The following is a 26,908-nucleotide window of genomic DNA, read 5'->3' on the forward strand; positions in this document are numbered from 1 at the left end:
AACGTTCCCGTCCACGACGCGGTTGCGCCGGCAGCCAGAACATAATCCGTCACCGCACGTGCAGTCACCGTCACCGTCCCCGAACCCGGGTACGTCCCAGCAGCAACGACCTTCCCACCAACCAGGTACTCAACACCGGCCGTGGCCGGAACAACATAGACGTCGTCCTTCGTGCCGTCCTTATCCGTAAACAGCACAGCCGCAGGGGTCACCACAAACGGGGTCGACTTGAACGTTCCCGTCCACGACGCTGTTGCACCCGAGGCCAGAACATAATCCGTCACCGCACGGGCAGTCACCGTCACCGTCTCCGAACCCGGGTACGTCCCGGCGGCAACGACCCTGCCGCCCACGAGGTACTCAACACCGGTCGTGGCCGGGACAACATAAACGTCGTCCTTCGTACCGTCCTTATCCGTGAAGGTAACGGCAGCCGGGGTCACAGGCGTGCGGGGTGCCTGATTCTGAACATCAATAGTTGCGAGGGTCCTAAATCCACCGCCGGAGTTCCCAATGGCATCCCTGAGGGGGTACAAGGTAACGTCCCACTTCCCTGTAGCCGCCCACTCCGGAAGCGTCATAGTCCGCTCCCAAACTCCGTCCTGCGGCGTTCCGGAGACCAGCGACATGGAACCGAACCCCTGTTGCTGCCAAGTCTCCGAATGACTCAGGATGACAGTCGGGGCCGTGGCACCCGTCTGATCTTTCAGACGGACCGAAGCCTTCACAACAGCAGGACCGTCGAAAAGATTGAATGATGTCTTGTTCACCGAAGAACTCACCAACACCGGTGCTGAAACATCCGCCACCGCACCCGAGACGTTCAAAGTCGCCAATGTTCTGAACCCACCGCCGGAGTTGCCCAACACATCCCCTACGGGATAAAGCGTCACATCCCATTGCCCCGTGGCAGAGCCCAGCGGAATCGTCATAGTCCGCTCCCAAACGCCATCCTGGGGCGTTCCCGACACCAAGGACATAGAGCCAAAGCCTTGTTGCTGCCCCGTGGCCGAATGGCTCAAAATGACGGTCGGAGCCTTTACACCAGTGGCATCCGTCAAACGGACCGTAGCCGTAACCACAGCCGGACCATCCGCCAAGTTAAACGACGTCTTACTCACCGAAGAACTCACCAACACCGGTGCTGCCATATCAGGAGAGCCAGGGCTGACAGCAAAAGCTGTCTGCTTCTCAGCATCATCCTCGGAGACGGCGACCTTCACGGAAGCGTCCGCTTGGAGCGATGTCAGGAAAAGGGCGGCATCATCAGCTGTGAGAGCCTTTTCAAGTTCGACCTGAAAGACGTCCGGATTCTTCTGAGTGAGCGCCTTTACTTCCACACCAAGATGCGCGGCGGCCTCCTGAGCAGCTGCTCCAGCCTTGATCGCAGGTTCCTCGACACCGTCTTTGGTGGTCAAAAGAAACTGTGCAGGCTCCGCAACGGTAGGGCGTTCAAGCAGCGAGGCAATAGCTGGAACTTCGCGAACACTGGCCGAAGCAGGAAGTGCAACGACTCCTCCGCTGATAACGAGCGTAGTCAAAGCTGCGCCCAACGCGGTCAGCGTTTGGGCGCGGTAATTCTTATGCATTTTTCTGGGAGTCCTAAGGGTATTGCGAGCGGCCCTGAGCCGACCGATCGCAGACAGCTGGAGATCACCAGCTGACCCCCTCGGAGATTCTAAGCAGACACTTGACTTGCGCTTTGCAATTTCACGTTTATGACAAGTCATTTGATTGATTTAAGCGACAACGACCTGATCCGTGGATCAGGTCGTTGTCGTATCGAGGCTGCACGCAGCTACATATCCGCGAGCGCTCCACCCGGGTTCTCGATCGCGTCAGCGACGTACCGGAGGAAGCCGGCAGCGGTTTCGCCGTCGCATACCCGGTGGTCGAAGGCGAGGGTCAGTTCAGTCACCTTGCGGACTGCCAGCTCGCCGTTGACCACCCACGGCTTGTCGATGATGCGGCCCACGCCGAGCATTGCGACTTCGGGGTAATTGATAATCGCAGCCGAGCCGTCCACCCCGAACACGCCGTAGTTATTGAGCGTGAACGTGCCGGAGCCGAGTTCGGTTGGCGTCGCCTTTCCTTCACGCGCGACGGCGGTCAGCCGGCGTATCTCCGCGTCCAGTTCACGGGCACTCAACTCATGAGCCTTGCGTACCGAGGGGACCACGAGCCCGCGGTCCGTTTGCGCTGCGAAACCAAGATTGATTCCGTCAAAACCGACGATCTCCTGGGAACCGTCAGCAGCCGTCTCAAAGCGGGTGTTAAGGGCTGGGTACTTTTTTAACCCAGCTGTGACAAAACGGGCTATGAAAGCCAGCAGGCCAGGAGTGTCGTGCGGCGCACGCTTCTTGAGCTCGGCCCGCATGTCCAGCAAAGCAGTGGCGTCGACGTCCACCCAGACGGTAGCCTCGGGGATCTCCGAACGGCTTCGGGTCATGTTCGCAGCAACGGCCTTCCGAACACCGCGAACGGGAGTCCTGGCCGAAACACCGAGGCCAGTCCGACCATCAACAGAGCCCTCGGCAGTTCCCGCGCCCACAGAAACAGGCGGAGCGGGCGAAGCAGCAGGCGCGGCCGAAGGTTCCGGCGCGGATATGGCTGCTTCTACGTCCCTGCGCATGATCAGGCCACTCGCACCTGAGCCCTCAATGGCATCGAGCGAGACGCCATGGTCCCGCGCCATCTTTCGCACCAGGGGCGAGATGACAGCGCTGAGTTTGCCAGGGATGCGCGTTCCGGAAATGGACGGTTCCAACGTTGGCAGGACAACGGTCTCAGCAACGCTATCGACGACGGCGACGCTCGCCTTGCGTGGACGGGTGCGCCCTCCGGTAGCCCCGCCAGGCGTGCCGTACCCGATCAAAACATTGCCGGAGCCAGCCTTCTCCTCGGTCCGGTAGGTCTCAGCGGCCGCCTCAACCTCGGGGGATGTCGTAACACCAGTCGAGACGGCATCGTCAGTAGCTGATGGAGCTTCCGGCGCAACTGTGGCGGCACCGGCGCGAGCGATCGAGATCAGGGGCTTGCCGACGTCGAGCGTCTCACCGGCCTGGCCGTGGAGTTCGGCGACGGTGCCCGCATAAGGCGAGGGCACCTCCACCATGGACTTGGCAGTCTCGACCTCGGCGATGGGCTGATCCACCTTGATTTCATCTCCGACGGCGACGAGCCAGTTCACGAGTTCAGCCTCCGTAAGGCCCTCCCCCAAGTCCGGCAAACGGAATACCTGCATATCTGAACTCATGGTTAGTCCTCCCATTGAAGGTCGTCGACGGCGTCGAGGATGCGGTCGACGCTTGGCAGGTAGTAGTGCTCCAGCTTGGGAGACGGGAACGGGACATCGAAACCTGTCACGCGGAGGATCGGTGCGGCCAGGTAATGGAACGCACGTTCCTGGACGCGGGCAACGATCTCGGAGGACACGGATGCGAAGCCATGGGCTTCGGCGATCACGACGGCGCGTCCCGTCTTCCGTACGGACGCGCAGACAGTTTCATCATCGAAGGGGACGAGGGTGCGCACGTCGATGACTTCCAAGGACCGGCCCTCTTCAGCGGCGGCGGCTGCAGCGGCCAGCGCTGTGGGGACGGACGGGCCGTAGGCAATCAGTGTCGCGTCCGTGCCGGGACGGGCGACAGCCGCTCGGCCCTCGGTGGAGGTGCCGGCGTCGTGCTCCGCGCGCAGGGCGCCCAAGTCCACCTGGTCCTTGGACCAGTAGAGCTTCTTGGGTTCCATGAACATGACAGGGTCATCGGAGTCGATGGCTTCGCGGAGCATGCGGTAACCGTCGGCCACGGTGGCCGGGGTGTAGACCTTCAGGCCAGCGGTGTGGGCATAGTAGGACTCCGAGGAGTCGCAGTGGTGCTCCACTCCCCCGATTCCACCGGCGTAGGGAACGCGGATGACCATGGGCATCTTGAGCTTGCCCTTGGTGCGGTTGTGCATTTTGGCAACGTGGCTGACGATCTGCTCAAAGGCCGGGTAGGCAAAGGCATCGAACTGCATCTCGATGACGGGACGCATGCCGTTGATTGCCATGCCCACTGCCATACCGACGATGCCGGACTCCGCCAGGGGCGTGTCGAAGCAGCGCTGTTCACCGAACTCCGCCATGAGTCCGTCGGTGATGCGGAAGACGCCGCCCAGCATTCCCACGTCCTCGCCGAAGACCAGGACGGAGGAGTCGGCGCGCATGGCGTCGGCCATAGCGGTATTCAGAGCCTTGGCCATGGTGAGGCTCTGCGGGCCGGTGGCGTCGGCGGTAGCCGCAGCGGAAGCGGCGGCGCTGGCGGTCGCTGCGCTCACGTTGCCGTTGACGGTTGTGGTGACGGTCATTTTGCGCTCTCCTCACGGGCGAGTTCGCCGGCGAGCAGTTCGGACTGTTCTTTCAGCTGCGGGGTGGGCTTGGAGAAGACGTACTTGAAGAGGTCCAGCGGTTGGACAGGGACGTCCTCGCCGAGGCCTTCGCGGAGCTGCGTGGCTACGGCTTCTGCGTGCTCGGTGATCCTGTTGCTGGCCTCGTCATTCAGGAGACCCTTGTCCGTAAGGTACGACTTCATGCGCGCCAGCGGGTCCTTGGCCTGCCACTCGGTGACTTCGCTGTCCGGACGGTAGCGGGTGGCGTCGTCGGCGTTGGTGTGGGCCTGCATGCGATAGGTGTGGGCTTCGATCAGCAGCGGTCCCGAACCTTCGCGAGCCAGCTTCACCGCCCGGTCCATTACGGCGAGCAGCGCGACGAGGTCGTTGCCGTCCACGCGCTCACCGGCCATGCCGTAACCCACGGCCTTGTGCGCCAGGGACGGAGCGACGGACTGGTGGCTGAGGGGTACCGAGATGGCGTACTTGTTGTTCTGCACAAAGAAGATGACGGGCAGGTGGAAGACGGCGGCAAAGTTGAGGGCCTCGTGGAAGTCGCCTTCACTGGTAGCACCATCGCCGCACATGGCCATCACCACTGTGTCCTCACCGCGCAGCTTGGCAGCATGCGCGACGCCGACGGCGTGCAACAGTTGCGTAGTCAGCGGCGTGCACTGGATGCCGACCTTGTGCTTCTTGGGGTCATATCCGCCGTGCCAGTCACCCCGGAAGATGGTCATGACCTCTACCGGGTCAACGCCTCGGGTCATGACGGCGACGGCGTCACGGTAGGTGGGGAACAGCCAGTCACCTTCGCTAAGGCACATGGCAGCTGCAACCTGGCAGGCTTCCTGTCCGTGGCTGGACGGGTAGACGGCCATGCGGCCCTGACGGACCAGCGCAGAGTTCTGATCGTTAACGCGACGTCCGACGACGAGCTGCTCGTAAGCGGCCATCAGTTCAGCATCGCCGGGCGTGGGGTATTCATGGCCGGGTTCGGTGCCCTGCTCGTCGCGGGAGCGAAGGGTCCCGTCCGGGTTCACCATTTGAATCTGGTGCCGTGCGGGGAGCATGTAGTCCTCGACGCTGATGCCGAATTTTGCCCGAACGTCAGCAGCCGGGTCCTCTACAGCCGTTTCCGGCGCAGAGTGGTCTGCATGGATCGTCATTGGTCCGTCCTTCTCTAGCCACTATGTGCTTCCAGTATGTTCCCCGGCGCTGTTTCGTATCCAGCTTTCGGCGAGATCATGGAAGACCTTGTGAAAACTCAGTAATCTGAAAGACAGTTTGTAATTGTGAGCTGGGTAACTCGCCTATGCTGTGGACGATTTGGAGTACACATGAGTGAGGCCGAGGCAGAGCAGACTGCCGTTCCTTTGGATGCCGTGGACCGGGACATCATCCGCGAGCTCACCACGGACGGCCGTATGTCCATCACACAAGTAGCAGAGAACGTGCACATCAGCCGGGCCCATGCCTACTCGCGCATCGCACGGCTTACCGGCGAAGGAGTCCTCACGAAGTTCACGGCCCTGGTGGATCCCATCAAGGCTGGACTGCGCTCCTCCGCGTACGTGACGCTCAAGGTTCAGCAACACTCGTGGCGCGAACTGAAAGAGGAGCTGCGCGCCATCCCCGAAGTTCACCACATCGCCTTAGTGGGTGGGGACTTTGACGTTATCCTCCTGGTCCGAGCGACCGACAACATCCACCTCCGACGTGTGATCTTCGACCAGTTGCAGTCCATGGACGGCGTGCTGGATACGCAGACTTTCCTTGTTTTTGAGGATGTTGATACGAGGTAGGCGTCGTACATGGCAGTTTTTGGGAGGAAGCGCTCATTTCCGGACCTTAGACTGTCCCCGTGCCCCTCAAAACTGCCCCCGCCACGCGTGTCCTTGGCGTTTTCGTGGCGGCCTGCTTCTTGGCGGCACTCCTCTGGCTGATTGCCGCATTCCAGTTCTTCTACGATCCGCCCCACGCTAAGCCCCATCGCACGGACGCGATTGTAGTCCTGGGTGGTATGAGCAAGGAGAGGCTGCCGGTGGCCGAAAAGCTGCAGAAGGACTTGGATATACCGGTCCTCGTGGTCTCCACCACTGGTCTTGCGGGCAATGTGGAGGGTGATTCGTTGTGCGACGAGTACCCTGACGACCCTGATTTGGTGTGCTTCCGCCCCTCGCCGCTCAATACGAGGGGCGAAGCGGAAGCCCTTCGCTCGTTGATTTCGGAACACGGCTGGAAGTCAGTGACGGTGGTGACATCCGAATATCACCTAATGCGCGCGGGTACGTTGATCGAGCAATGCACGCCTGCGGAGGTACAGATGGTCGGGTCCCGCCCCGACCTCTCTGCGGGCGCTTGGCTGGACCGGTTCGTGGTGGAAACGGGTGGTCTGATCGACGTGTGGATGCAGCCGGAGTGCACTTCTCACTAGAGTTGCTGCTATGCCGAACCGGCAACCAAAGGTCATGACAAGAGCTGTTAAGCGACCACAAATTCCCGACAGCCCAGGTCAACAATGTCTCCCGTTTCTTGACATCTAATTAGGCACTTGAAGGTTTTCGTCAATCACTTGAGTTCTGCTGACTCGTCGGTTCATCCTTTTGGCATAGGTCCAAGGTCTCACCCTACGAGCCCAAGGATCCATCGTGGAAAAAATCAGACTTCCGCGCTCCACCTTCATCTCAAATGCTCGGCGTTCTGGCGTCGGCCTACTGGCCGCACTCTTTTTGGTCGTCGGGTTTATTCATGCACCCGCAGCCAACGCGGCACCCGCTCCCGTTTATCCAATCAGCGGATATTTCATCTATGGAAGCACAAGCGACGCAGCGAACACTAAGAAGCTGAGTGACATCAAATCCGTTGGCGGGGACACTGTCATCACCTTCGGCTCCAGGCTGAAACCCGCCACGCTTTCCACTATCCCCGCTGGATGCACCATCTCGGGGGTCAATTGCGCGACAGCTGCCGCATCCGGAGTCAAGGTGAAGCGGTACTTCACGTACTCCGATGGAAACTCATGGGGGTCCCCTGCAATCCTATGTGCCCGCGACAGAACGGTCACAAGTGGTACCACGATCTACACAGTCATGGTCCTGCCTTCTGAAGGAAGCGGCTGTAACTCTCCGAGTGGAAGCTACGACGTAGTAGTGATTAATGGCGGAACCTCTTCCTCAATGTCCGTGTCATTGGGAAAGGCCGCCACTAGCTTGGGAATGAAGTACTACGCCGGCCTCCCGGCTCCCGTCATGAGTACCACCACGACGTATCTCCCTGACCTTTCCTATCAAGCCACCCTGTCGGTTTTCACCGCCCGCTTCTTGATATACCAAGGCAAAGTCAATAATGTTCCCGGCCTTGCCGGCTTCTATCACCACACCGAAATGCCTCTCAGCGATGGGGCCGTGTGGGACTCTGTCCTCACGGTATACCGCATGCAAAACGCCAGAATCGCTCAGTATCAGCCGAGTCGTTCGGCCGTTGTCAGTCCCTACATCGATTCTCGCTCCAACTTCGGTGGGCGCGTAACAGTGGATCAAGCACGGAACGCTATCGCTAACATCGCGGATACGGCGGGCGACGTCCATCTTTCCATCGCTGTTCAGGACGGCATGGGCACAGGCAAGGGAGGCTCCTTCTTTGGGAGCGAAAGCGGAAACGATGTTGACCAGTACGCCGCATCGATAGTCGGAAGTGGGTCCTGGGGAAGCAAGTACCTGGCACCAACCCGCGACTACTTCTGGGCGATGGCGGAAGGCATCGAAGGAACGGGGGCAGACCTCTGGGCCAACCTGGAGGGCATGGCACCGGCCACATCACAAAACCCTTGCGACAACAGCCTTAGAGGCCAGTCAACCAAGGCACGCGTCGACAAGCAGATTCAGCAATTCGGTAACACGCCCGTGAAAGTCATCTCCTTCATGTGGGATCCGTACTTCACCTGCGCGGGGACTGGTACAGCCATGATCGACCGGCTTAAGGCAGGAAGCACAACACCGATCATCACGGATTCGATTTTCAATGGCAACGGTGACGTGCTGGTCACCGGCCAAAACCTGAGCGGAGGGACTGTCCAGGTCAAGTGGGTCGACGACTCAGGGAGGGCTCTTGACAAGACAGTGACGGCATCCAACTACAACCCAACCTATGGCGAGGAGTTGGGCATCAATCCGCTGCTGGAGTCCGTCACCGCGAAGCTCGGCAGTACGTCCTTGAAGTCCGGCAAGAACTACTTCATAGATGTCAAGAACGGCTACGGACAAAAGAACGACGCGCTCTACTCAGACCGCGGCTAGCTGAGTTATCGAGAGGACGGTCCCAACGATTGGGACCGTCCTCCCGGGCGTCGCAAAGCGCTAACCCAGCGTCTTCTTCGGTTCGGTCCGGCACGGGCAAGCGTGTTCTGGACGACCCCAAATGTTGCGGGCCGCCCCCGAAATGCAAGAATTGAACGTGCCATAGTTTCCCCCCGGACGCAGCTGAGGAGTAAAAAGTGACGGACCCGGTCCGCCGGCCGGCGGCATTTACGCCCGCCCCTCGCCACCTTCGTAGACGGGCGTTCAGGGCCGAAGTTCCGCCGAGCCTTATGGGCGGCTTTCAGACCGACGGTGGCTTAAAACCTGCTACCCGCATGGAGGCAACGCCTAGCGCACACGCTCCGGCTGGTGTGACCACAAACAGTGATCCCGACGCAGGGGCGCCCGCTGAAACCAATCTCCGTCAAAAGCGACGAGTTGCGCTGGTTCTCGTGATCCTTGTCTCTGTCAGTATCCCCATTCTGGCCCTGACGTTGATCTTTATCCGATAAGGTATACCCCTCGTGGCACATGATTGAGAGTGAGCTCCTTGGGTGGGATAGCATCGCCTAGTCACTCAATGCCACTCCCCGGGGGAATTCCATGCCCAGCGTCATGCCGATTTTTGGCACTCGTCCAGAAGCCATCAAGATGGCTCCCATTGTCAGCGCCTTCCAAAAGTCCGCTGACTTCGACTGCATCGTGACCGTAACAGGTCAGCACCGAGAGATGCTCGACCAGGTCAATGAACTCTTCGGCATTGAACCAGATCACGACCTGAACATCCTTCAGCAACGCCAATCTCTCTCGGCGATCATGACCAGAACCATTGATGGACTGGACAAGCTGTTCTCTGCGAACAGGCCTGATGCCGTTATCGTTCAGGGCGACACGACCACATCCACAGCGGGAGCCATCGCCGCGTTCTACCACCGGATCCCTGTGGTACACGTGGAGGCTGGTCTGCGGAGTGGCGACCTCTTCTCGCCGTTCCCGGAGGAAGCGAACCGCAAGATTACAAGCCAGATCGCCAGCTTGCACCTGGCGCCCACCAACACCAGCAAAGCGAATCTGCTGGCAGAGGGCATCGCCGAGGACGCCATCGTAGTCACCGGCAACTCCGTGATCGATGCTCTACTTACGACGGTCGACAAGCAACTTCCGTTCAGCGACCCCCAGCTGGAAGAACTGGCAGCCAGCCGACGTCGAATCCTTTTGGTGACAACGCACCGACGTGAGAATCAGGGTGACGCCATGCGCGGTGTGGGGCGTGCACTGGCACGCATTGCGGACGCGGAACCGGATCTCGTGATCGTATTGCCCGCCCACAAAAACCCTGTCGTGCGCGAAGCCGTACTACCTGCGCTTGAAGGCAAGGAAAACGTGGTTGTCACGGAGCCCCTCGCATACGGTGAATTCACCCGCATGCTGTCGCTCGCTCACATTGTCCTGACCGACTCGGGCGGAGTGCAGGAAGAAGCTCCCAGTTTGGGCAAGCCCGTTCTGGTGATGCGCGACAACACCGAACGTCCCGAGGCTGTTGACGCCGGTACGGTCTCGTTGATCGGCACAGACGAAGAAACGATCGTCAAGGAAGTCGATAGGCTCCTGAATCAGCCAGAAGCATTTGACGCCATGGCCAATGCCGTGAATCCCTACGGCGATGGCAAGGCCGCCGCGCGAACTGTTGCTGCGGTCGCCGAGCTGTTGGGGATCGGAAGAAGAATCGACAACTTCGCCTAGGACTCCCAGTCTCGTCATGGGGCGGTAGTTATCCCCAACTTCATGGCGAGCGTCAGTTCGCACACATCCAGTCGTCGAGATACAAGGGGCGGCTCGCCCTCACGCGACGGTGTCGAGCCCAAGCAGGGCCAAGGGCGCTCTAAAACATGATGTGTTGTGTGTTGAGTCCAAAGGACGACACTACTCCTGTAGCCATCAAAGCCCTCTCACTCGCAGACCACGTGTGTTCCGCGCCGACGCCCGAGCGCACCTGAACGAAGTTGAACCGGTCCCCCGAGTAAATGGTGCCGCCAGAACGCCGGACACTCCTCAAAAACTCAGAATCTTCTCCGCGGGCAAGTCCTTCGAAAGGGATGGCTCGCAGTGTTTCACGCGTCGTGAAGATAGTGGGCCCCATCACGAAGTCGGTGAACCGATGTTCGAAATCCTCGAAACGAAGTAACGTGACGTTGCTTTCCGATAGGTGCATGTAGTGGGAATGCTTGCCGGCGACCACGGCACCTGAATAGCGGAGCGCTGCTGCTTGGTCGCGCAAATAGTTCGCGCCATAGAGGTCGTCGTCATCCATCTTGGCCAAGTACACTCCCGAGGCAGCAGCAACCGCCAAGTTCAGACACTCTCCCAGAGGCGTTGTGCGAGGTTCTGTGAGGACCACCACATGGTCTAGACCCATACTTGCAGCCTCGGCTAGGAGTCGATTTTCCTCCGGCTCAAACCCGTGAGCCAATAACACCAACTCAACTTTCACGCCCTCTTGTCGAGCAAGCGTCGTCAAGATGTCACTGATGCGTTCGGGCCTAATGGTCGACGCAATAACGGAAACAGTTGGGATCTCCGTCATGCTCAGGGCATCGATAGGTCCAGCATCTACGCCTACGCTCCGGAGAATACTTGCTGCACGGTGTGCATAAGTATGGCGCTCCCATATACTCCTTTGCCCCAAGTGCACAGTTCGATCACGCAGTTCCGTACTGCGGATCAGAGCACGAGTCGCGTTTGCTGCATCTTCGCGGCTCGTCGCCTTTGTACCGATGGGATCATCAACAGGAACCACGAGTTGCACGTCCGCTGGCATCACCACGGGGGTACCCGAAGCCGTGATTTCGATGATTTCCTGAGAACTCGACGTGAGAAAACACTTAAATGCCTTATAAGCGCTCAGCATCTTCTCGCTAGGCAGGGTTCCTGCATTATGAAGGGCCAGGTCCCCGGTTGAACTACTGGCGGAACCCAGTGGACTGAGCACCTCCAACGCGGAACCCATCTTGTTTGACGTGTCGAGTCCTCCGTCAATCAGATACTCCATCTGCCGTGCCTGGGCAGCAGAATTGCTGGAAAAAACAGCCCCATCGATAACACCCATATCCCGGGTTTGATGGTGGCTTCTTAGACGGACAGGGTTGTGCAGCTTCGGTTGGGCAGCATGCCCTAATGCCTCAATCCGATCCGGACCAAATTTCTCCTCACATTGCTTCAACACAGCCGCGTCCGAAACAAAGACCTTATCGAACGTGCTTAATGCAAAGCGAAGGTCAACGTGGCTTGGTTCCGCTTCCCGCGACCAATACACTGCGGGGATTTCCTCGGAACGGCACCACTCCACGATGTCACTCAGCACTTGACGGCGGGCCGTTGGACTCCCCGGGAAATCCGCCCAGCCCTCGTGGCTGTCCGCCCAGGACGAGTCCACAAACAGTAACGACACATGTGCCTTCTGCAACGTTTTACGCCACGTCGTCGGCTGGAGGTTGATGCACTCCCACTCATAGCCCCAGGCCTCCTCGGAGGATGCGCTTAGGACGGTCCCGACTCGCAGCTTGTTGGAGCCTGATGTGTGGGGTAGAGCAACAGAAACCGGGAAGTCGATATTCGACTTCGAGGCGTCACCAGTTTGGGGCTGCTCGTCCACCTCGTTGCAGGGAGTATTTGGCGACGTATCATCCCGTTCAGCGCCCAGCAACTGCTTAGGGCCACTATTTCCGAGCTTTTCGAGGGCCATGCGCAGTATATTGATGGGGGCTTCCTTCCAAGGCGAACAGTTCCTAACGGGTATGGAACCATGCTGCCGAAAGCCAAGCTCAACCCATTCGGGCGCCCTACTGCTCAGGGAGGCAGTTGCACGCCTCCAATACACTACCAATGATTGGGAAAGGTCCCCCAAAGGTCACAGGCATCTGGGCAGGGCTGGAATCCCCTGCGGGATCAGGAGCTGCCGACTGCGCGGTGTTAAAGCCGCTGACTTCCTCGTGCCCAATAATCCTCTTGAGTCCAATGCCTGGGTGCATCTGCGCCATTGCACGGGAGGTCATCCTTTGCCCCTGAGGTCGGAGACCGGTCGGCTAACCTTGCGGATCGAATCTTGACGTATCCGCATTGGCGAGAGCAAAGATGATGTGGAACGCGTTACTCCAGCTTCGATACAAGAACCTTCAGGTGCAGTTTGACTCAGGCCCAAACGCGCAGAATCGTAAGACTGGCCACCCCCACTTGGTCACCGAAGTCAACGAGTTCCCCTAGGGTCCCGGTCGTCACGAGTTCTGGAACATGTTCAGCGCCTGCAGCCACGTGGTGACCGCTATGGCCGGTCGCAAGAGAGCAAAAGGTCTGAGGCCTGACTCCCGGCGCAGAGCCCGGACACTCATCCATTACGCTCAACAGGTCGACGGGAAACGGATCGCCAGCTTGGAATACTCGCATGCACAGCCCTTCTGCTCGTTGGTGGTGATTGAAGCGTGGCAGGACTTTGTGTAGCAGGAGATAACACCAAATGAAGTTGCGGTGAACGGGCCGAGGGGTCTCCACTCGTTCGTCGGGTGGCGCATCTGCCCACTGCAATATGTTCACTCCGTCACATCTCTTCTCTGTTGGACGTCCGCAAAGAGGCCAGAAGGTGAACATCACGTATACTCAAGGCTGACTGCGCAGCCTTTGGGGGACCTGGCGAGTTCCCTTGTGTATTCCTTTACGGGCGCCAGACACATCATTCATGCCTGCGCCCGTCCCGCACACTCGACCTCACCTAGGACATAGATGGCCGACTCATCACCCTTGCTTACGATCGTCCTCGAAGAGTCAGGGACTCTTGACAGAGAATCCGTCATGTACCGGCGCCTTGTGGCTGCACGCCTGCGCTTGGAATCCGAGTTTAGGATTCTTCACATCTCAGAACCCCTCACCACGGCAACTATCGCCAGGCTTTGCAACGAGATCGACAGTAAGTACGTCGTCTTCATGCGGACGTCCCACCAGCTTTCCACTAACTATGTGACGACCATGCTCGACTACCTGCGCACACGCACGGTGTACCTCACCGAGCCGGTTGTATACACGGGGCCGATCCCAAACAACATTGCAAATACAAAAATTGACCAGAATTATCACTATTCCCGGGATACCGACGTTTTTGGTACGGCCTTCAACACTCGGCGCTTGGCTGATGCACTGGAAGCCTTGGGCGACATAGACCGTGCCGGGCTCTACATCAGCTACCGTCTGTATTGGTCGTTGGGCATCATTACTCCCCTTCCTACAGGCTTCTCCGTAGCGTCGGAAACAAAAGCAGCAATTGGGCTCCAGCTTCACGATGACGTGACTAGGCTCGTGCCGCTCATTTCGACCACGTCCACCGAGGTGAGGCTTCACCTGGTTCGTTATCTCGCGGCATTCCTGCGCGGACTTCGCGCTCAAAAAGTCTCCCGCGTAAGCTTGGCGCATCTTCGCGATGTCATTCACACATTTGACCTTGCCGATTTCGCGAACTTGCTCGACCCGCTTCAACCCTTTGAGGGTTCCTGGCTGAGATGGCTCAATGAACCCGAACCCCGCTACCTATACAAGCAACTCAGCGAGGGAGATTCATATCTGGTCTTCCACGAAGGCGAGGCCGACGAATCAGCCCTGCAGCTATACCGTCTCCAGCTTGGAAGCGACATCCTCACCATCGAGAAATCGTACGTTCCCTGCGTACGCCGGCCCGGGTACTTCCGCCCTGCGAGTTACGACTTCTATAGTCGCCCGATAGACCACTACTCGACAATCCTGTTCTTTGACCGCCCGCTTCAGGCGGACGATAACGCCGAGCACTTGTACGAGTATTTCATTAAGAACCACCCGGAATACAAAGAAACATACTTCGCACTCAATCCCAAGTCAGAAGACTGGGATAGGCTCTTGGCCAAAGGCTTCAAACTAATTCCAATTTTTACTCAGGAGTTCTACGAAAAGTTCCTGATTTCAGATCTCGTTATCTCTTCGCAGATCTATAACATCAGGTATAAAGGCAAGTCATTTGCAAACTCACGCTTCGTCTACCTTCAGCACGGCGTGCAACTCAATGACATGACCGACTGGGTATTGTCCAAGTACTTTGATATTTTTGTCGCTACAGGGCAGATAGAAGCAGATTACTTAAAGGCGCTAGCGCCGGTAGAGACCCTTAACTCAGGACTTCCGCGCTTCGAATCACTGGTACGGGCTGACAACGCAGATAAGCATCTACTATTCCTGCCCACATGGCGATTCAACTTGCACCAATCTTCAACGGAGCATTTTACGCAGTCAAGCTACTTCCGTGCCATCGATGCGATTCTGTCTGACAAGTCGCTCCTCAACTTCCTGGAACGGACTGGGCGAACTTTGCACGTGAAGCTTCATCCCAATGTAGAAAAGCGGGCGAGCCACTTCCGATTCTCTGATCGAGTGATCAAATCCGACTTGAGCTATCGAGAGGCCATATCTTCCGCCGAGATGGTCTTCACGGATTACAGCTCTGCAGTAATTGATGCCGCATTTATCGGAACGCCTATTGCCTACTACCAGTGGGATGCCGTCGATTTCTTCAACGATCAACCCTATGAAGGTCGCCTGAACTTCAGGCAGGACGGATTGGGTCCCGTTTTCGAGGAACACTCCGAACTCATCAACCACATTGTCCATGAGGGCTACCTCCACTCTGATGAACAGTACACTCACCGACATGAGCGTTTCTTTGAGGGAGTCGACCCAGAGCGGATTAATTCCAAGATTGTAGAGAGGATGTTGAGTCTCTGATGAAGATAGTTCGAGGCGCACGGCGCCAAGTATCAGAACTCGGCAAGGCCGCAGCCTACTCTGAGCTGGGAACCAGCTTGGCCCGCCGAATCATGTCCCTGCCTTCTGAGCATAGGGTCAGCAAATTTGTGCAAACCAAGGGCCTAGACGGAAGTCTGCGGAGAATTGCTTCGGAGAGCCTTCCCCCTGGGTTGTTCTTCGCGAAGCTAACTATAAGCAACTGGGAAAAGCACCGGGGCAAGCAGTTTCGCTTGCTGCAGGACTCCGAAGTTGCTTACGGTAACGAAATAGAACCGCCTGCACGCGGCTTCCCTTTGGAATACCGAAACATAGTTGTTACATCCAATGATGTTTCAAGATTCAGTTTGGATATTGATGCTCCTTATGAGCTCAAGATTGGACGCGGTGCGTTCACAACGCCTCAGCAGCTCAAATATGATCATCAGTATGGAGTCGAACAGCACGGAGACGTCTTTTACTCTCTGCGGGGCAACTCGACGAACCCCAAAAAGCTACTAATTACTTTTCCTGGATTCGGTCCCTCGACTTCTCGCATCAGCTATGCAGTCAGCTATTTGAAGGAGGTCACAAAGGCTGACCTAAAAGATACATTGATGGTGTGTTTTCAGGACCGCTATCTGGCTGCAGGTTCATACATGATGGTTGACAGCGCCGGTCGCTCTCTTTACGAACGCGTTTGGGCAGTCCTGGAAGGCTTACGAAGCCAGTACGACGTGGACGAATCCCAGATGCTGTTCTTTGGTGCATCGAAGGGCGGTAGCATTGCTATTAATTATGCCAAGGACTTCCCACAGGCCACCTTGCTATTGGCCGTTCCACAAATGAATCTCCCTTATTACTTCAATAAGCCATTCTTTAGGGATAACCTCTTCCGCAATGCCTCCATTTGTAGTGCCGAACAACCAGAGGCTTTACTTCGCCAGTACTTCAGCGAAGGGCGGAAAATTCATTACTTCTATACCAATTCAGATGAGCTCAGCAACCATTCGCTGATTGAACTCGCTCATGATGTTCCAAACTTGACCAAATACAGGGTTGATGGAGGCCACTCTGCTGTAGCGCGTGCTGCTCTTCCTTCGATGATGGGCCTAATCAGAACATTCCTCGCTGGGGAAAAGGCGAAGGAGTTCAAATGCGAGAACGTCCGATCCTATGCGCGTGGCGACTCAGTTTTGGCACAGGCCCGAGTTGACTCAGCAGCTTCGAGAATTGTCGGTGCTAACTGGTACCTGGAGGGCACGCTTGGGAGAACAAAGTTTCTGCATCTGATGACCGAGCACTCATATCGTTTCGTTAAGTTCACTTCAGATAACCAGGTGCTCGCCGCAGCGTATGACCCAATCGAAGATATAGCAGGTATCACAGCTTGGGAAACGAACGGAACCCGGTGGTCAAGCACATTGCCCGAACCGTTAGTTCGGGGCGCCAGGCAGAGTCCTCGTGGAAACTTTGATTTTCATGCCCTAAACGTCAACAGCCGCCAGCCTCGGAACTACGTGGCCCTAGATGGTGACACCTTCGGACGCTACCGTTACCGGAGCCTTGAACTGGACACAGCAGGCGACACAATGGAGGTCCACTTCGTTAAAGACATTGCGGACGACGTCGACTACATGCTGGAGAAGACTGAAGGGCATCAGACCTCCCATGTTGCAATTGTCGAAGCTCTGAATGGGTGGGCATTGGTCGAACTGGTCGCGCTTCGCTTCGTCATAGCTTCGAAGGCGACGCGCCTACGAATTGTTGTCCATGACGTAAACTTCCGACAAGAGGCTTTAAAGCTGTTGTCCAAGGTCGACTGGAAGGACAAGCACTTAGTCACTGTGTCCCCAAAACAACTTGAGTCCCGTGTTGCGGCAGGCGCTGCAGCCCGAGAGAAGGAAGCCCTCCTTAGCGATGCAAGATAACAACGTTGCTGCTGCAGTGGTAGAAAGTTCCACCCCGCTGCAGATCATCAGGACCTATGCGGATGTCGCCACCGTCAAAGACAACACGATCCAGCTCAATGAAACTGACGGAGCAGAGTTCCTCAATTCGTCTGTGGAATTTGCCGGAACCGGCAACGTTCTATTTATTGAAGACGGGGCAAAACTCAGGAACACTCGACTTAGGTTTTTAGGAAATAATGCGGTTATCCATATCCGTAAATCGCCCCGCTTTATACGCTTAGTAGCGTCAGTATTCGAAGACTCAGTCCTGTATTTGGGACCCGGAGCGTCCTTCACTTCGGAGGCCCGGTTCCTCCCCACGGAACGCAAACATGTAATCATCGGCGCCGATGCAATGTTCTCGTCCAGGGTGACCTTCAGGACCGCAGATCCCCATCTCATATACGCAGTCGGAAGCCACCGGCGCGTTAACCCAAGTGCATCGATCTGGGTAGGCGACCACGTTTGGCTTGGCGAAGACACGTTACTGCTTAAGGGGGCTCGAGTCGGTTCTGGGAGCATACTGGCGGCTCGTGCACTAATTACGAAGCCGATTCCATCCAACTCAACAGCAGCAGGCGTGCCTGGCCGTATTGTCGGTACGGGCGTGTTCTGGACTCGACCATCAGTCCACGCGTACACCCAAGCGCAGACTGATCGCAGCGGGTTCGAGGCCAAGGATGATTTCATCTACTCCCGCGATGGATTTGTTTTGGAGATCGATAAGCTGGAAGCGGAGCTGGAACAGGCTAGCGATGGGCCCGGACGCGCGGCATGGTGCCATAGGTTGGATGAACTCACAGCGAAAAATCGATTCTTCATTGCCTGACTCAATAATGTGAATATGCCCACCTCGTCACCGTGGTGGGCATATCGTCCGTTTCGTCCTACATGGGTTTCCTGGCTCATTCCATGCAGCACTACTTCGGTGGCCGCGCCGGTGACGGAGGGCAGTCACATCGCCTTCTGATTAGCCAGTTCACGACGCCCAGCTGAGGACATAACGAAGCTGGTGGACGGGTTCGGGTTCTTGGGTGCGTGGGACTTGCGTCGGCTGCGGCGGGGCCTTGAAGGCATCCTCCTCAGCACCCAGCCTCGCCCTCCTGGTGAAACCAATCCCAGCGTATTTTATGGCGCGGCCAGCAAATGCATATGGACGCTGAGTAGTTCGCTTTGGCGCCCATAGGCATCGATATCTCGTCAGGAGGTACGCCGGCATGTCCACGCCTCACCACGATCAGCGGCCCCCGGGCTGGCAGGGCCATGGACGGCACTGTTGCGGTTCGTGATCGAGGACCGTTCACAACTGCTCAAATCCCTGCCCGCCGGCCGCCGAGCAGTGGGCTGGATGACCGGCTCGAAACGATCCAGGTGCTTCCCGTCCTCCGTTTCAGCCTCCCGCCACAACACTTGGCCAATCAGCCAGCCCTAGAATCCGGTGGGCCCGTCAAGTGTCAAATACGTTGCGATTCAAGTTTGGTGTGGTCCCAGGCCCCTCTGGTGTCAACGACGCTCTTCCCCTTAAGGATCTCCAAATCGAGTCCTCGGAATTGTTCGTGGTCAACAAGAAGAATAACTACATCTGAACGCTCGATGGCGGTCTCAACTGCAACCAGTTCCACATTCTCGCGGGTCGCAAGGGCCCGCGGCAAAGCTTCCACGTGCGGTTCGACCACATTAATACGCCGGCCGGGTAGCTGCTCGGCAAGAACGCTGGTAATCAGTACGGCAGGCGATTCTCGAAGATCATCAATGTTTGCTTTGAAAGCCAGACCAAGGGCCGCGATCTCAGACGCCGGGCCAAAGGCATCGAGAGCCTGTATTGCTTTCTCAACGACCCATTCAGGTTTCCCATCATTCACCTCGCGAGCAGTGCGGATCAGCTGTGACTCCTTGGGAGCTGCAGCAACGATGAACCATGGATCAACAGCAATGCAGTGTCCGCCAACACCTGGTCCCGGCTGGAGGATGTTTACGCGTGGGTGGTGATTAGCCAAGCGAATCAGCTCCCAGACGTCGATTCCCAATTTGTCGCTAATCACAGACAGCTCGTTGGCGAACGCGATATTGACATCACGATATGAGTTCTCCACGAGCTTCGCCATTTCAGCGGTAACGGCATCCGTAGTGAGGATCTCGCCTTGGCAAAATACTGCGTAGAGTTTTTTGGCCGCCTCCGCAGCTTCAGGAGTCATGCCGCCTACGATCCTGTCATTGGTCACGAGCTCGATCATTACTCGACCTGGAAGAACGCGTTCAGGACAATGAGCTACGAGGATCGCGGGCCGGGAGTCAGAACCATCAATGCTCAGATCGGGGCGTAGACCCAGAATGTAGTTGGTCATGTGTTCAGTGGCACCCGGAGGCGAGGTCGACTCGAGAATAAGTAGCTCACCACCCTGCAATTGCGGGGCGATCCCGCGAGCGGCGGCCTCTATGTAGCTAAGGTCAGCAGAGTGGTCGTCCCTGAACGGAGTTGGTACCGCCACGATGTAGGCCTCGGCTGGTGGGGTCAATGTCGTCGCTTTGAGGCGACCCTGACTTACGGCCCCGGAAACGTGCACGGCCAGGTCCGGCTCCACGAACGGCACCTGACCTGCGTTCACGGCATCGACAGTACTTGGGCTTACGTCCACGCCAATGACCTCCATGCCATTGGTGGCCAAAATGGCTGCAGTCGGAAGCCCGATGTAGCCCAGGCCAATAACTGCGACGCGATTGATGGTGTTCAAAATGCTCCCCATTTTGTTTGAGTGCTAAAGAGTGATGTGTTCCGTCGGCTTGCCCCAAAACTGAACATCGCCGGAGGCAAGAAGCTCGTCATCCGATGCAGTCCAGGTGTGGCCGGAAGCCGACCTCTGTACGTAGTAGTTGTACCGGTCGGAGGCGTAGATCTTGCCGCCATCATCGCTGACCGCCCGCATGAATGCGGTGTCTTCGCCGCGCCCAAGCTCCTTGAACGGGTGGCGCTCGAAAACAGAACGTCGGGCCATAATGGTTGCTCCGATAACCATATGGCCGAACCTGTGCTCCATGTTCTTGAACCGCAGCAGTGTGGCGTTCCGACCTTCGATGTACATGTAATGAGCCAGTTTTCCTACGACATCCGCGTCAGAAAACATCAACGCGTTGACTTGGTCCTGCAGGTAGTTGGGCCCGTAGTAGTCATCATCGTCCATCTTTGTGAGAATGGAGCCGCTTGACGCTGCCACGCAGAGATTGAGGCAGGTGCCAAGAGTGACAGACCTGGGCTCGTGGAGAAGCGTTACTTGCCGCACGCCGTATTTACGGCGCAAACGCCAGATTTTCCACCAGCTGGGTTTGAAACCATGCGTCAACAGAACCAATTCCACGTTGACACCCTGCTGTGAGCCAATAGTCCGGAAAACATGCTCCAGTTGGTGGGGACGAATGGTGGATACCAACGCACTAACGGATTCCGCCTGCACTGGTAGTGATTGGCTGGGCAAAGCCAGCGCTACCACCCTCTCAGCCCTGTGAGCGTAGGTATGCTCATTCCAGATTCTTCGCTGGGCAAGGTGCACGGAACGATCGTTGAGCTCCGGACTCCTCATCAAGGCCCTCATTAGGCTTGCAGCCTCGTCCTTAGTCGAGACACTGTGGATCTCGCCATCGGGAAAGAATCGCGGCAAAGCCGGGCTGGGCGTCGTCACAACGGGCGTGCCGGACGCTGTTATCTCAAAGATTCGACGTGCACACATGGACGGAGAATCAACAACTGAGTTGACATTCAAGAAGACTTTGTAGGCCTTGTAGGCCGTCAACATTTGGTCGTACGTCAGCGATCCGACCACGCGCGAGTCATAAGGTGCGGGGAACTGATAGTCAGGATTCCCGCCCAATTGCCGGGAGAAGATCTCCAGTCCGTGTTTAACCCTGTCGGATCCCTCCATGGCCCCGGCAAGCAGGACGTGCATTTGTTCGCGACGCTCAGGGTACTTATGGGCAAAATACATTCCGGCAAATGCCACATCGCGGGAGTGACGCCCTTCCCTTGGTCGGACGGGATTGTGGATTGCCGGCTGCGCCGCAAAGGGGAGTACATCCACGCGGTTGTGTCCAAGCGCCTGCCTGTAGTCCGGAAGCTTGTTCTCGTCGGAAGTAAAGACGACGTCAAACTCACGGGCCGCCGGCAAGAAGTCATGGAAGTGAGGTGGATCTTCTTTGTTCCAAAAGACTGTCGGAATACTGTTATCGCGGCACCATTGCATCAGGTTCAGGAATTCCTGCTTTGGCCCGCTGGTCCCAGTCAGCTGATACTTCCAGGAACCGCCGTTGCCCTCCCATGCCGACTCGACGAACAGGAAATCGATGCGCTGCTCCTGGAGCTGCTGTAACCATCGATCCTTCGACAGGAGGACGAGGTTCCATTCATAGGTAAAGGCTTTGGCTGAGAAGTCGTCGAGAATCACAGCCACTGTCAGATCGTCCCGTCGCGCGCGCGCCGGCGGGTAGTCAAAGGCCGGGAAGGTCAGGCGTCGCTGTTTTTCACCGCTGGTTATAGAGACCGCCGCGCGAGCCTCGATATTTTTAGCAGCAGTCTTATTAACGTTGAGTGCGCGCTGACGTTTGAGCCACGTCTGCATCTGCTGGAACCCTCCAGCCCGAAAGTGCCAAGCGGCTTTCCGCAAATCACCTACTGTGTAGATCATGCCCGGCTCCTACGCATCTTACTTCTGGCCAACACTTCTGTCATTTGCAAACTAGCCCGTGCGTCATCACGGATTCTTGCAGCAGTTATACCGTTTCCTTTTGCCAGGTTGCCGGTGAAATCCTGGTACGCCTTGACCGTTTTGGCCGGATCTCCATCCATGATCATGTGGCCCATGTCCAGCCACACAACACGGCTGCACATGCTGGTGATGGTGTCCAATGAGTGGCTCACAATGAAAACGCACCCTGCCTGTTCGCGCAGTTGGTCCATGCGGCGCTTGCTTCTATCACCGAACTGGGCATCTCCGGTATTCAGAGCCTCGTCGACCAGCAGAATTTCGGGATCAATACTCGCAGCAATGGCGAAGCGAAGCCTGGATGCCATACCCGACGAATACGATTTCATAGGCAGATAGATGGAGTCCTTAAGTCCCGAAAGCTCCACAATCGAGGCGAACTTAGCGGACACCTCCCGACGGCTCATACCCATGGCAAGACAGCCTAGAACTACGTTCTGGTGACCGGAAAGATCGCCGACGAGGGCCGCATTCACTCCAAGCATGATTGGCGTGCTGGAGGCAAAAACCGCACCGGAAGAAGGCCTTACCTGCCCGCAAATGAGCTTCATAAGCGTGCTCTTGCCCGAACCGTTTCGCCCAATGATGCCCACCGACTCACCACGCTCCACCACAAGAGACAACTCGTGCAACGCCCGCACGGTTATAGTGTTCGGGCGCCTTGACAAACGTCCCAGCAAGCTCGTCTCACGCCGTTCCTTCGCAACAGCCTCAGAGTCTGTAGTAACGACGCGATACTCCATGGCTGCACGGTCCACCACCACGCAAGGGTGACCCTCAACATCCAGTACCTCCTCAGCCACGACCATAAGATTCCTCCCCCTGCCAAAAGAAGACCATGCCGAGAAGAAGGGCTCCAAGAGCCCAAACGGCAAGCGTCGCCCAAGACTGCCACGTAGGCGCTTGCGCATAAAGTACGCAGTTTCTAATTATGTCGATGACGTTGAACAACGGGTTCATCTTGAGTAGCGCCAAAATGTCCGGATGCGTAACGAAGCGGTCGTAGGAGTAAAAGATTGCGGATCCATACATCCAGGCGCGCATGAAGAACGGCAGTAAGTGAGTTGCATCGTGCACACGGGAGATAATGCGCGCAAGTATGAGCCCGACGCCCAAATTGAAGATTCCTTGGAGAGCCAACGCAGGAACTATCAAGAGCCAAAGCCATGAGATTTTTTCAACCGGCGGTACAACAGTGATGATTAAAAGCATCGCCAGAATCAGCGGGAAGTTCGCCATCATTTCCCGAATGTTGACCCCTATGGGCAGGGTTGCACGAGGGAAATTAAAGGCTTGAACGACTGACTTGTTGCTGTGGATCGATCTGGCACCACTCGTAATGGCACCGGAAGTTCCCTGAAAGATGAAGATACCGATCACGAGGTAGCCAACGTAGTTGTCGATACCGTGACCTGTCTGGAGCAGCATGCCGAAAATCACGTAGTACGTCAGCCCGTTGAAGACCGGATTCAGCAACAACCACGCACTGCCCAGGCGGTCGCGGCGCGTTCCGCTCTGAACGCGGGCCCTGGCATCGTAGAAGATAAACGCCCTGAAGTCCCACAGTTGAACAAGATAGTCCAGGAAACCGGGGCGGGCACCCACGCGCGTCAGCCGCCGCATGTCCACAGCCCTCGGCTGCACCACCGCGGGCTCTGGCAAAAGTGCCTTCTTAGCCGACATTAGCTGGCCTTTCTATTGTGGTTGGAAATCGCAGCACTGTACGCCTGTGCATATGCGTGTGCGTTGGCGCTCCATGTTCTCGTAGCCAACACGTCCTGCCTTCCAGCAGCTCCTAAACGCTTGCGCAAACCTTCATCCTCCAGCAATTCCAGCAACACCTCACTAAGCCCCACTGGGTCTGACGGCTCGGCAAGCCGGCCGGTGACGCCATCGTGCACTATCTCGCAAAGGGCCTCGAGGCGGCTGGCCACCACAGGTCGCGCGCAAGCCAGGGCCTCCACTGGCTTCAACGGAGTTACGGAACGGGTAACAGATAGATCCTTGCGGGGCACCACAAATACATCCAAGGCCTGGTGGTAGAGCTTGGCTTGCTCAGCAGGAACACGCCCGGTGAACACGACTTTCCCTGCGAGCCCCAACCGCTGCACCTGGGTCCGAAGAGCAGGGGCAGAGGTCCCGTCACCCACCAGAAGCAGCCTTAACCTTGGCAGCCTCGGGGCGAGCAACGCAAATGCTGTGACGAGGTCATCGATGCCCTCGTAATCAACCAAGCTGCTCACAGTGCCTACATACAGCAGCCCGGCGTCCAGACCGAGGACACCCCGGGCGTCCTGCTGCGACATCGGCACGCTGAAGTAGTCTCCACCAACCGCATTAGGACTGATCAGCACCTTCTCTTCGGGGATTCCAGCAGCCACGATGTTGTGCTTCATGGCTTCCCCCAGTGTCACCACCAGGTCAGCACGCCGCATGGTTTCGGCCTCGCGCTCCATGAACAGTTGGTAACGTTCGCTGTTCCGCGATTCCGCTCCCCGGGTGGAAGCCCAGGTATCAGCGAGCTGGCCACGGACTTCGTAAACCCAGGGCACACCAATTGCATGAGCAACCTCACCAGCAACGAGGCCATTTACGAAGTGTGTAGTGGTGTGAATAACACTCGGCTTGAAGTCCCGGGCAACGGCCAAGAGTCCTTCCGTTTGCTGCTGCAACCGACCGTCCATGGTCTTGGCCATCTTGCCAGGCAACAACCTTTGATAGGTCACGCCATCCACGACGTCCGTGTCCTTGGCAGTGAGCACACCAATTTGCACGGGGTACCCGATACGGGTCACGGCCAGAGTTTCCCACCCCACGGCCTGCTGCGCCGTCAAAATCGAATGCGTTCGTCTTGCATACCCACTTCCGGTGTGAGGCAAGGAGTTCGTCAGGAGATGAAGGACCCGGTTATTGCGCGAACTGGAAACGGCCGTCTTCAAGGACGGGCGCCAACCCTCAAAGACGCTGAGCTCGGAAGACAAACGGCGCTGCTGCTTGGCCATATTTCCAGGCCGGCCTTCGAGGGCTTGGACGGCCCCGTTCATATCGCCGGCGTACCAGCGTCGACGCGCCGTGGTTGCCGCTGCGTGCGGGCTGGAAGCGGCGGCGTGGAGGAAGGTGTCCGCCCAGTCGGCCTGCTCTGCCGCCAATGCCACCTCTGCGGCTTTCCGGGCGTGCTCTGAAGACTTCACGTTGGCATGGGCGTTCTGGAACCGCCGCTTCAATGCCTCGCCGTCACCTGCAGCATGGCTGGCCATCATCAGGAACGGGCTCGTGGAATCAGGAATTGCCCCTGAGAGTGTGCGCGCCAACGGTCGCACGATTCTTGACGGAAGACGCCTAAGGACCTGAAGGGCGAGCACAAATGGCGCTTCACGACGGTGCTCTGAGACCGTACTGAAAGCCAGGGCCATATTTCTAAGGAAAGGTCTCACGCCTCACCGTCCTGACAGCGTGCGCTGGTTTCCTGACCAACAAGCTGTGCAATGTGATTCATATAGGTCAGCGCGAGCTTGGAGTATTCAGCATGGTTTTCCACCCATTCCCGTCCGCTCTTGCCCGCCGTTAGTCTGCCGCGGTCCTTTGAAAGTTCCCGCCACAGGTCAGCCACCGCCTCGACGGTGGCTGCAACAACGTCACCGCCTTTCGCATCCAAAATGATGCGCTCAGCTTCGCCCCGGACAATGGCTGTGACGTGGCGGCCGATCGCCAGCACTTCGTACGTCTTTGACGGCACCGTGGTTTCGAATGACTTCCAGTCATCCCGCAAGGACACTATGCAGGTGTCGGCTTCACGGTATCTATCCATGACCGCCGGTCCTTGGAGCGACGGGTAAAACGTCACCGGAGCATCCAGTTCCCGTGCCAATTTAACCAGTTGCGGCCGGCTGGTTCCGTGTCCGACCAACGTCAGATGGAAGCCCTCGCCCAGCAAAGCAGCTGCCCTGATCAAAATATCCAGTCGTTGGCTCTTACCGTGATTACCCAAATAGAGCGCATGAAAGCCTTCGCGTTCCAGCGGCGGGGGCTCGAGGAAGGGCATGGTGCTCAGGTCCAGTCCGTTGCTCACAGTGATGACGTTGCGGATTCCCCTGGCTCGGAGCGTGTCCGCGAAGCCTTCGGTGACCGTAACCACTAGGTCGGCCCTACGTTGGACGAACTCCACAACATGCTCAACGATGCTCTTCACACTGCCTTGGACGATGCGGGCGTCACGTGCCAGATCCGGCCAAGCATCACGCATCTCCACAATGAAAGGAACCCGGCGCAGCTTGGACAGAACCAAGCCAGCAGCGAGCGTTGGGAGGCTGGGGGCCGTCGCGAGGACAGCATGGGGTTTCTTGCCCGAGAGCCCCACAGGAACCGACAGCACGGCGGAAAAAACCTGATCAATGAGCCGTGCCATTGAAGAGGTCCCAATGTGGCGGAGGTAGGGAACACGACGAATGTTCTCACCGTGCGGTCCCCTTTGGATACTGAAAGCCAAACCCGCTTGCCGCCGGGGCAAATTCCGGCGGCCATTGGGGTAGTGCGCTACCGGCGCGACGACGTCGATGCGCCAACCTGCACGACGGAATTCGCGGGTCAATGCACCCCATCGACGCTGGGGCGGACTGTGTTCTGGCCAATAGGAGTGGGTGAGAAGCATGAGGCGCAAGGGCGCTTCAACCGGGTCTTGCTCAGCGCTATCCCCTGGGAGGGAGTTGCTCATGGTCTATTTGCCACTGAGGCGGGGCCTACGAACACCCTT

The 26,908-nt window shown here is 57.5% G+C and carries 17 protein-coding genes and 1 pseudogene; 7 read left to right on the plus strand and 11 right to left on the minus strand.

Annotation, left to right across the window (positions count from 1 at the left end):
* The 4 genes and pseudogenes from J2Y68_RS17125 to pdhA form a co-directional block, all read right to left on the minus strand.
* Window positions 1-1,589 (minus strand): annotated as a pseudogene (locus tag J2Y68_RS17125) (hypothetical protein); the annotation flags it as partial.
* 209 nt (window positions 1,590-1,798) lie between these two features.
* Entirely contained in the window at window positions 1,799-3,256 is a 1,458-nt protein-coding gene (locus J2Y68_RS17130; RefSeq protein ID WP_309995068.1) for a dihydrolipoamide acetyltransferase family protein, read from the minus strand.
* Window positions 3,257-3,258: 2 nt separating this feature from the next.
* Entirely contained in the window at window positions 3,259-4,347 is a 1,089-nt protein-coding gene (locus J2Y68_RS17135) for an alpha-ketoacid dehydrogenase subunit beta (RefSeq protein ID WP_309995070.1), read from the minus strand.
* The gene (pdhA, locus tag J2Y68_RS17140; RefSeq protein WP_309995072.1) at window positions 4,344-5,537 is read right to left on the minus strand and encodes a pyruvate dehydrogenase (acetyl-transferring) E1 component subunit alpha; all 1,194 of its coding nucleotides are present in this window, start codon (window positions 5,535-5,537) and stop codon (window positions 4,344-4,346) included. Before pdhA ends, J2Y68_RS17135 begins: the two co-directional genes overlap by 4 nt.
* A gap of 171 nt (window positions 5,538-5,708) precedes the next feature.
* Between pdhA and J2Y68_RS17145 the strand changes: the two genes are divergently transcribed.
* The 4 genes from J2Y68_RS17145 (at window position 5,709) to wecB (ending at window position 10,409) form a co-directional block, all read left to right on the plus strand.
* Entirely contained in the window at window positions 5,709-6,173 is a 465-nt protein-coding gene (locus J2Y68_RS17145) for an Lrp/AsnC family transcriptional regulator (protein WP_309995074.1), read from the plus strand.
* Window positions 6,174-6,232: 59 nt separating this feature from the next.
* Window positions 6,233-6,805, plus strand: a complete 573-nt coding sequence (locus tag J2Y68_RS17150; RefSeq protein WP_309995076.1) for a YdcF family protein — start codon at window positions 6,233-6,235, stop codon at window positions 6,803-6,805.
* A gap of 814 nt (window positions 6,806-7,619) precedes the next feature.
* On the plus strand, window positions 7,620-8,666 hold the full coding sequence (locus J2Y68_RS17155) for a hypothetical protein (RefSeq protein ID WP_309995078.1): 1,047 nt from the start codon (window positions 7,620-7,622) through the stop codon (window positions 8,664-8,666).
* 603 nt (window positions 8,667-9,269) lie between these two features.
* Complete coding sequence (gene wecB, locus J2Y68_RS17160) at window positions 9,270-10,409, plus strand: non-hydrolyzing UDP-N-acetylglucosamine 2-epimerase (protein WP_309995080.1); 1,140 nt, start codon at window positions 9,270-9,272, stop codon at window positions 10,407-10,409.
* Window positions 10,410-10,548: 139 nt separating this feature from the next.
* Here the strand turns inward: wecB and J2Y68_RS17165 are convergent, their stop codons facing one another.
* On the minus strand, window positions 10,549-12,408 hold the full coding sequence (locus J2Y68_RS17165) for a glycosyltransferase family protein (protein WP_309995082.1): 1,860 nt from the start codon (window positions 12,406-12,408) through the stop codon (window positions 10,549-10,551).
* A gap of 1,031 nt (window positions 12,409-13,439) precedes the next feature.
* On the opposite strand from J2Y68_RS17165, the gene J2Y68_RS17170 reads away from it, so the two are divergent.
* Genes J2Y68_RS17170 through J2Y68_RS17180 form a run of 3 tightly spaced genes read left to right on the plus strand, consistent with a single transcriptional unit; the run spans window position 13,440 to window position 18,236 of the window.
* The gene (locus tag J2Y68_RS17170) at window positions 13,440-15,458 is read left to right on the plus strand and encodes a CDP-glycerol glycerophosphotransferase family protein (RefSeq protein ID WP_309995084.1); all 2,019 of its coding nucleotides are present in this window, start codon (window positions 13,440-13,442) and stop codon (window positions 15,456-15,458) included.
* Window positions 15,458-17,386, plus strand: a complete 1,929-nt coding sequence (locus J2Y68_RS17175) for a hypothetical protein (protein ID WP_309995086.1) — start codon at window positions 15,458-15,460, stop codon at window positions 17,384-17,386. Before J2Y68_RS17170 ends, J2Y68_RS17175 begins: the two co-directional genes overlap by 1 nt.
* Entirely contained in the window at window positions 17,376-18,236 is an 861-nt protein-coding gene (locus J2Y68_RS17180) for an acyltransferase (RefSeq protein WP_309995088.1), read from the plus strand. Before J2Y68_RS17175 ends, J2Y68_RS17180 begins: the two co-directional genes overlap by 11 nt.
* A gap of 625 nt (window positions 18,237-18,861) precedes the next feature.
* On the opposite strand, the gene wecC is transcribed toward J2Y68_RS17180, so the two are convergent.
* From wecC to J2Y68_RS17210, 6 genes are all read right to left on the minus strand, one after another.
* On the minus strand, window positions 18,862-20,139 hold the full coding sequence (wecC, locus tag J2Y68_RS17185) for a UDP-N-acetyl-D-mannosamine dehydrogenase (protein ID WP_397335272.1): 1,278 nt from the start codon (window positions 20,137-20,139) through the stop codon (window positions 18,862-18,864).
* A 24-nt stretch (window positions 20,140-20,163) separates the two neighbouring features.
* Window positions 20,164-22,080: a glycosyltransferase family protein gene (locus J2Y68_RS17190; RefSeq protein ID WP_309995092.1), complete on the minus strand. Its 1,917-nt coding sequence runs from the start codon at window positions 22,078-22,080 to the stop codon at window positions 20,164-20,166.
* A complete protein-coding gene (locus tag J2Y68_RS17195) occupies window positions 22,077-22,967 on the minus strand; it encodes an ABC transporter ATP-binding protein (RefSeq protein ID WP_397335274.1) in 891 nt (296 codons plus the stop codon). Before J2Y68_RS17195 ends, J2Y68_RS17190 begins: the two co-directional genes overlap by 4 nt.
* Window positions 22,954-23,841 (minus strand): ABC transporter permease, encoded by an 888-nt coding sequence (locus J2Y68_RS17200; protein ID WP_309995095.1) that lies wholly within the window; start codon window positions 23,839-23,841, stop codon window positions 22,954-22,956. Before J2Y68_RS17200 ends, J2Y68_RS17195 begins: the two co-directional genes overlap by 14 nt.
* Entirely contained in the window at window positions 23,841-25,478 is a 1,638-nt protein-coding gene (locus J2Y68_RS17205; RefSeq protein WP_309995097.1) for a glycosyltransferase, read from the minus strand. The genes J2Y68_RS17200 and J2Y68_RS17205 overlap by 1 nt, the downstream gene beginning before the upstream one ends.
* Window positions 25,479-25,588: 110 nt before the next feature.
* Complete coding sequence (locus J2Y68_RS17210; RefSeq protein ID WP_309995099.1) at window positions 25,589-26,869, minus strand: glycosyltransferase family 4 protein; 1,281 nt, start codon at window positions 26,867-26,869, stop codon at window positions 25,589-25,591.
* Between the last annotated feature and the right edge of the window lie 39 nt (window positions 26,870-26,908).

Origin of the sequence: Paenarthrobacter nitroguajacolicus, from assembly GCF_031455195.1 — a bacterium.
In the GTDB taxonomy this organism is placed as follows: domain Bacteria; phylum Actinomycetota; class Actinomycetes; order Actinomycetales; family Micrococcaceae; genus Arthrobacter; species Arthrobacter nitroguajacolicus_D.

Excerpts from the sequence above, each read along its gene's own strand:
- J2Y68_RS17130 (WP_309995068.1), bottom strand. The coding sequence starts at position 3,256 with ATGAGTTCAGATATGCAGGTATTCCGTTTGCCGGACTTGGGGGAGGGC.
- J2Y68_RS17135 (WP_309995070.1), bottom strand. The coding sequence starts at position 4,347 with ATGACCGTCACCACAACCGTCAACGGCAACGTGAGCGCAGCGACCGCC.
- pdhA (WP_309995072.1), bottom strand. The coding sequence starts at position 5,537 with ATGACGATCCATGCAGACCACTCTGCGCCGGAAACGGCTGTAGAGGAC.
- J2Y68_RS17145 (WP_309995074.1), top strand. The coding sequence starts at position 5,709 with ATGAGTGAGGCCGAGGCAGAGCAGACTGCCGTTCCTTTGGATGCCGTG.
- J2Y68_RS17155 (WP_309995078.1), top strand. The coding sequence starts at position 7,620 with ATGAGTACCACCACGACGTATCTCCCTGACCTTTCCTATCAAGCCACC.
- wecB (WP_309995080.1), top strand. The coding sequence starts at position 9,270 with ATGCCCAGCGTCATGCCGATTTTTGGCACTCGTCCAGAAGCCATCAAG.
- J2Y68_RS17165 (WP_309995082.1), bottom strand. The coding sequence starts at position 12,408 with ATGGCCCTCGAAAAGCTCGGAAATAGTGGCCCTAAGCAGTTGCTGGGC.
- J2Y68_RS17170 (WP_309995084.1), top strand. The coding sequence starts at position 13,440 with ATGGCCGACTCATCACCCTTGCTTACGATCGTCCTCGAAGAGTCAGGG.
- J2Y68_RS17175 (WP_309995086.1), top strand. The coding sequence starts at position 15,458 with ATGAAGATAGTTCGAGGCGCACGGCGCCAAGTATCAGAACTCGGCAAG.
- J2Y68_RS17180 (WP_309995088.1), top strand. The coding sequence starts at position 17,376 with ATGCAAGATAACAACGTTGCTGCTGCAGTGGTAGAAAGTTCCACCCCG.
- J2Y68_RS17190 (WP_309995092.1), bottom strand. The coding sequence starts at position 22,080 with ATGATCTACACAGTAGGTGATTTGCGGAAAGCCGCTTGGCACTTTCGG.
- J2Y68_RS17195 (WP_397335274.1), bottom strand. The coding sequence starts at position 22,967 with ATGGTCGTGGCTGAGGAGGTACTGGATGTTGAGGGTCACCCTTGCGTG.
- J2Y68_RS17200 (WP_309995095.1), bottom strand. The coding sequence starts at position 23,841 with ATGTCGGCTAAGAAGGCACTTTTGCCAGAGCCCGCGGTGGTGCAGCCG.
- J2Y68_RS17210 (WP_309995099.1), bottom strand. The coding sequence starts at position 26,869 with ATGAGCAACTCCCTCCCAGGGGATAGCGCTGAGCAAGACCCGGTTGAA.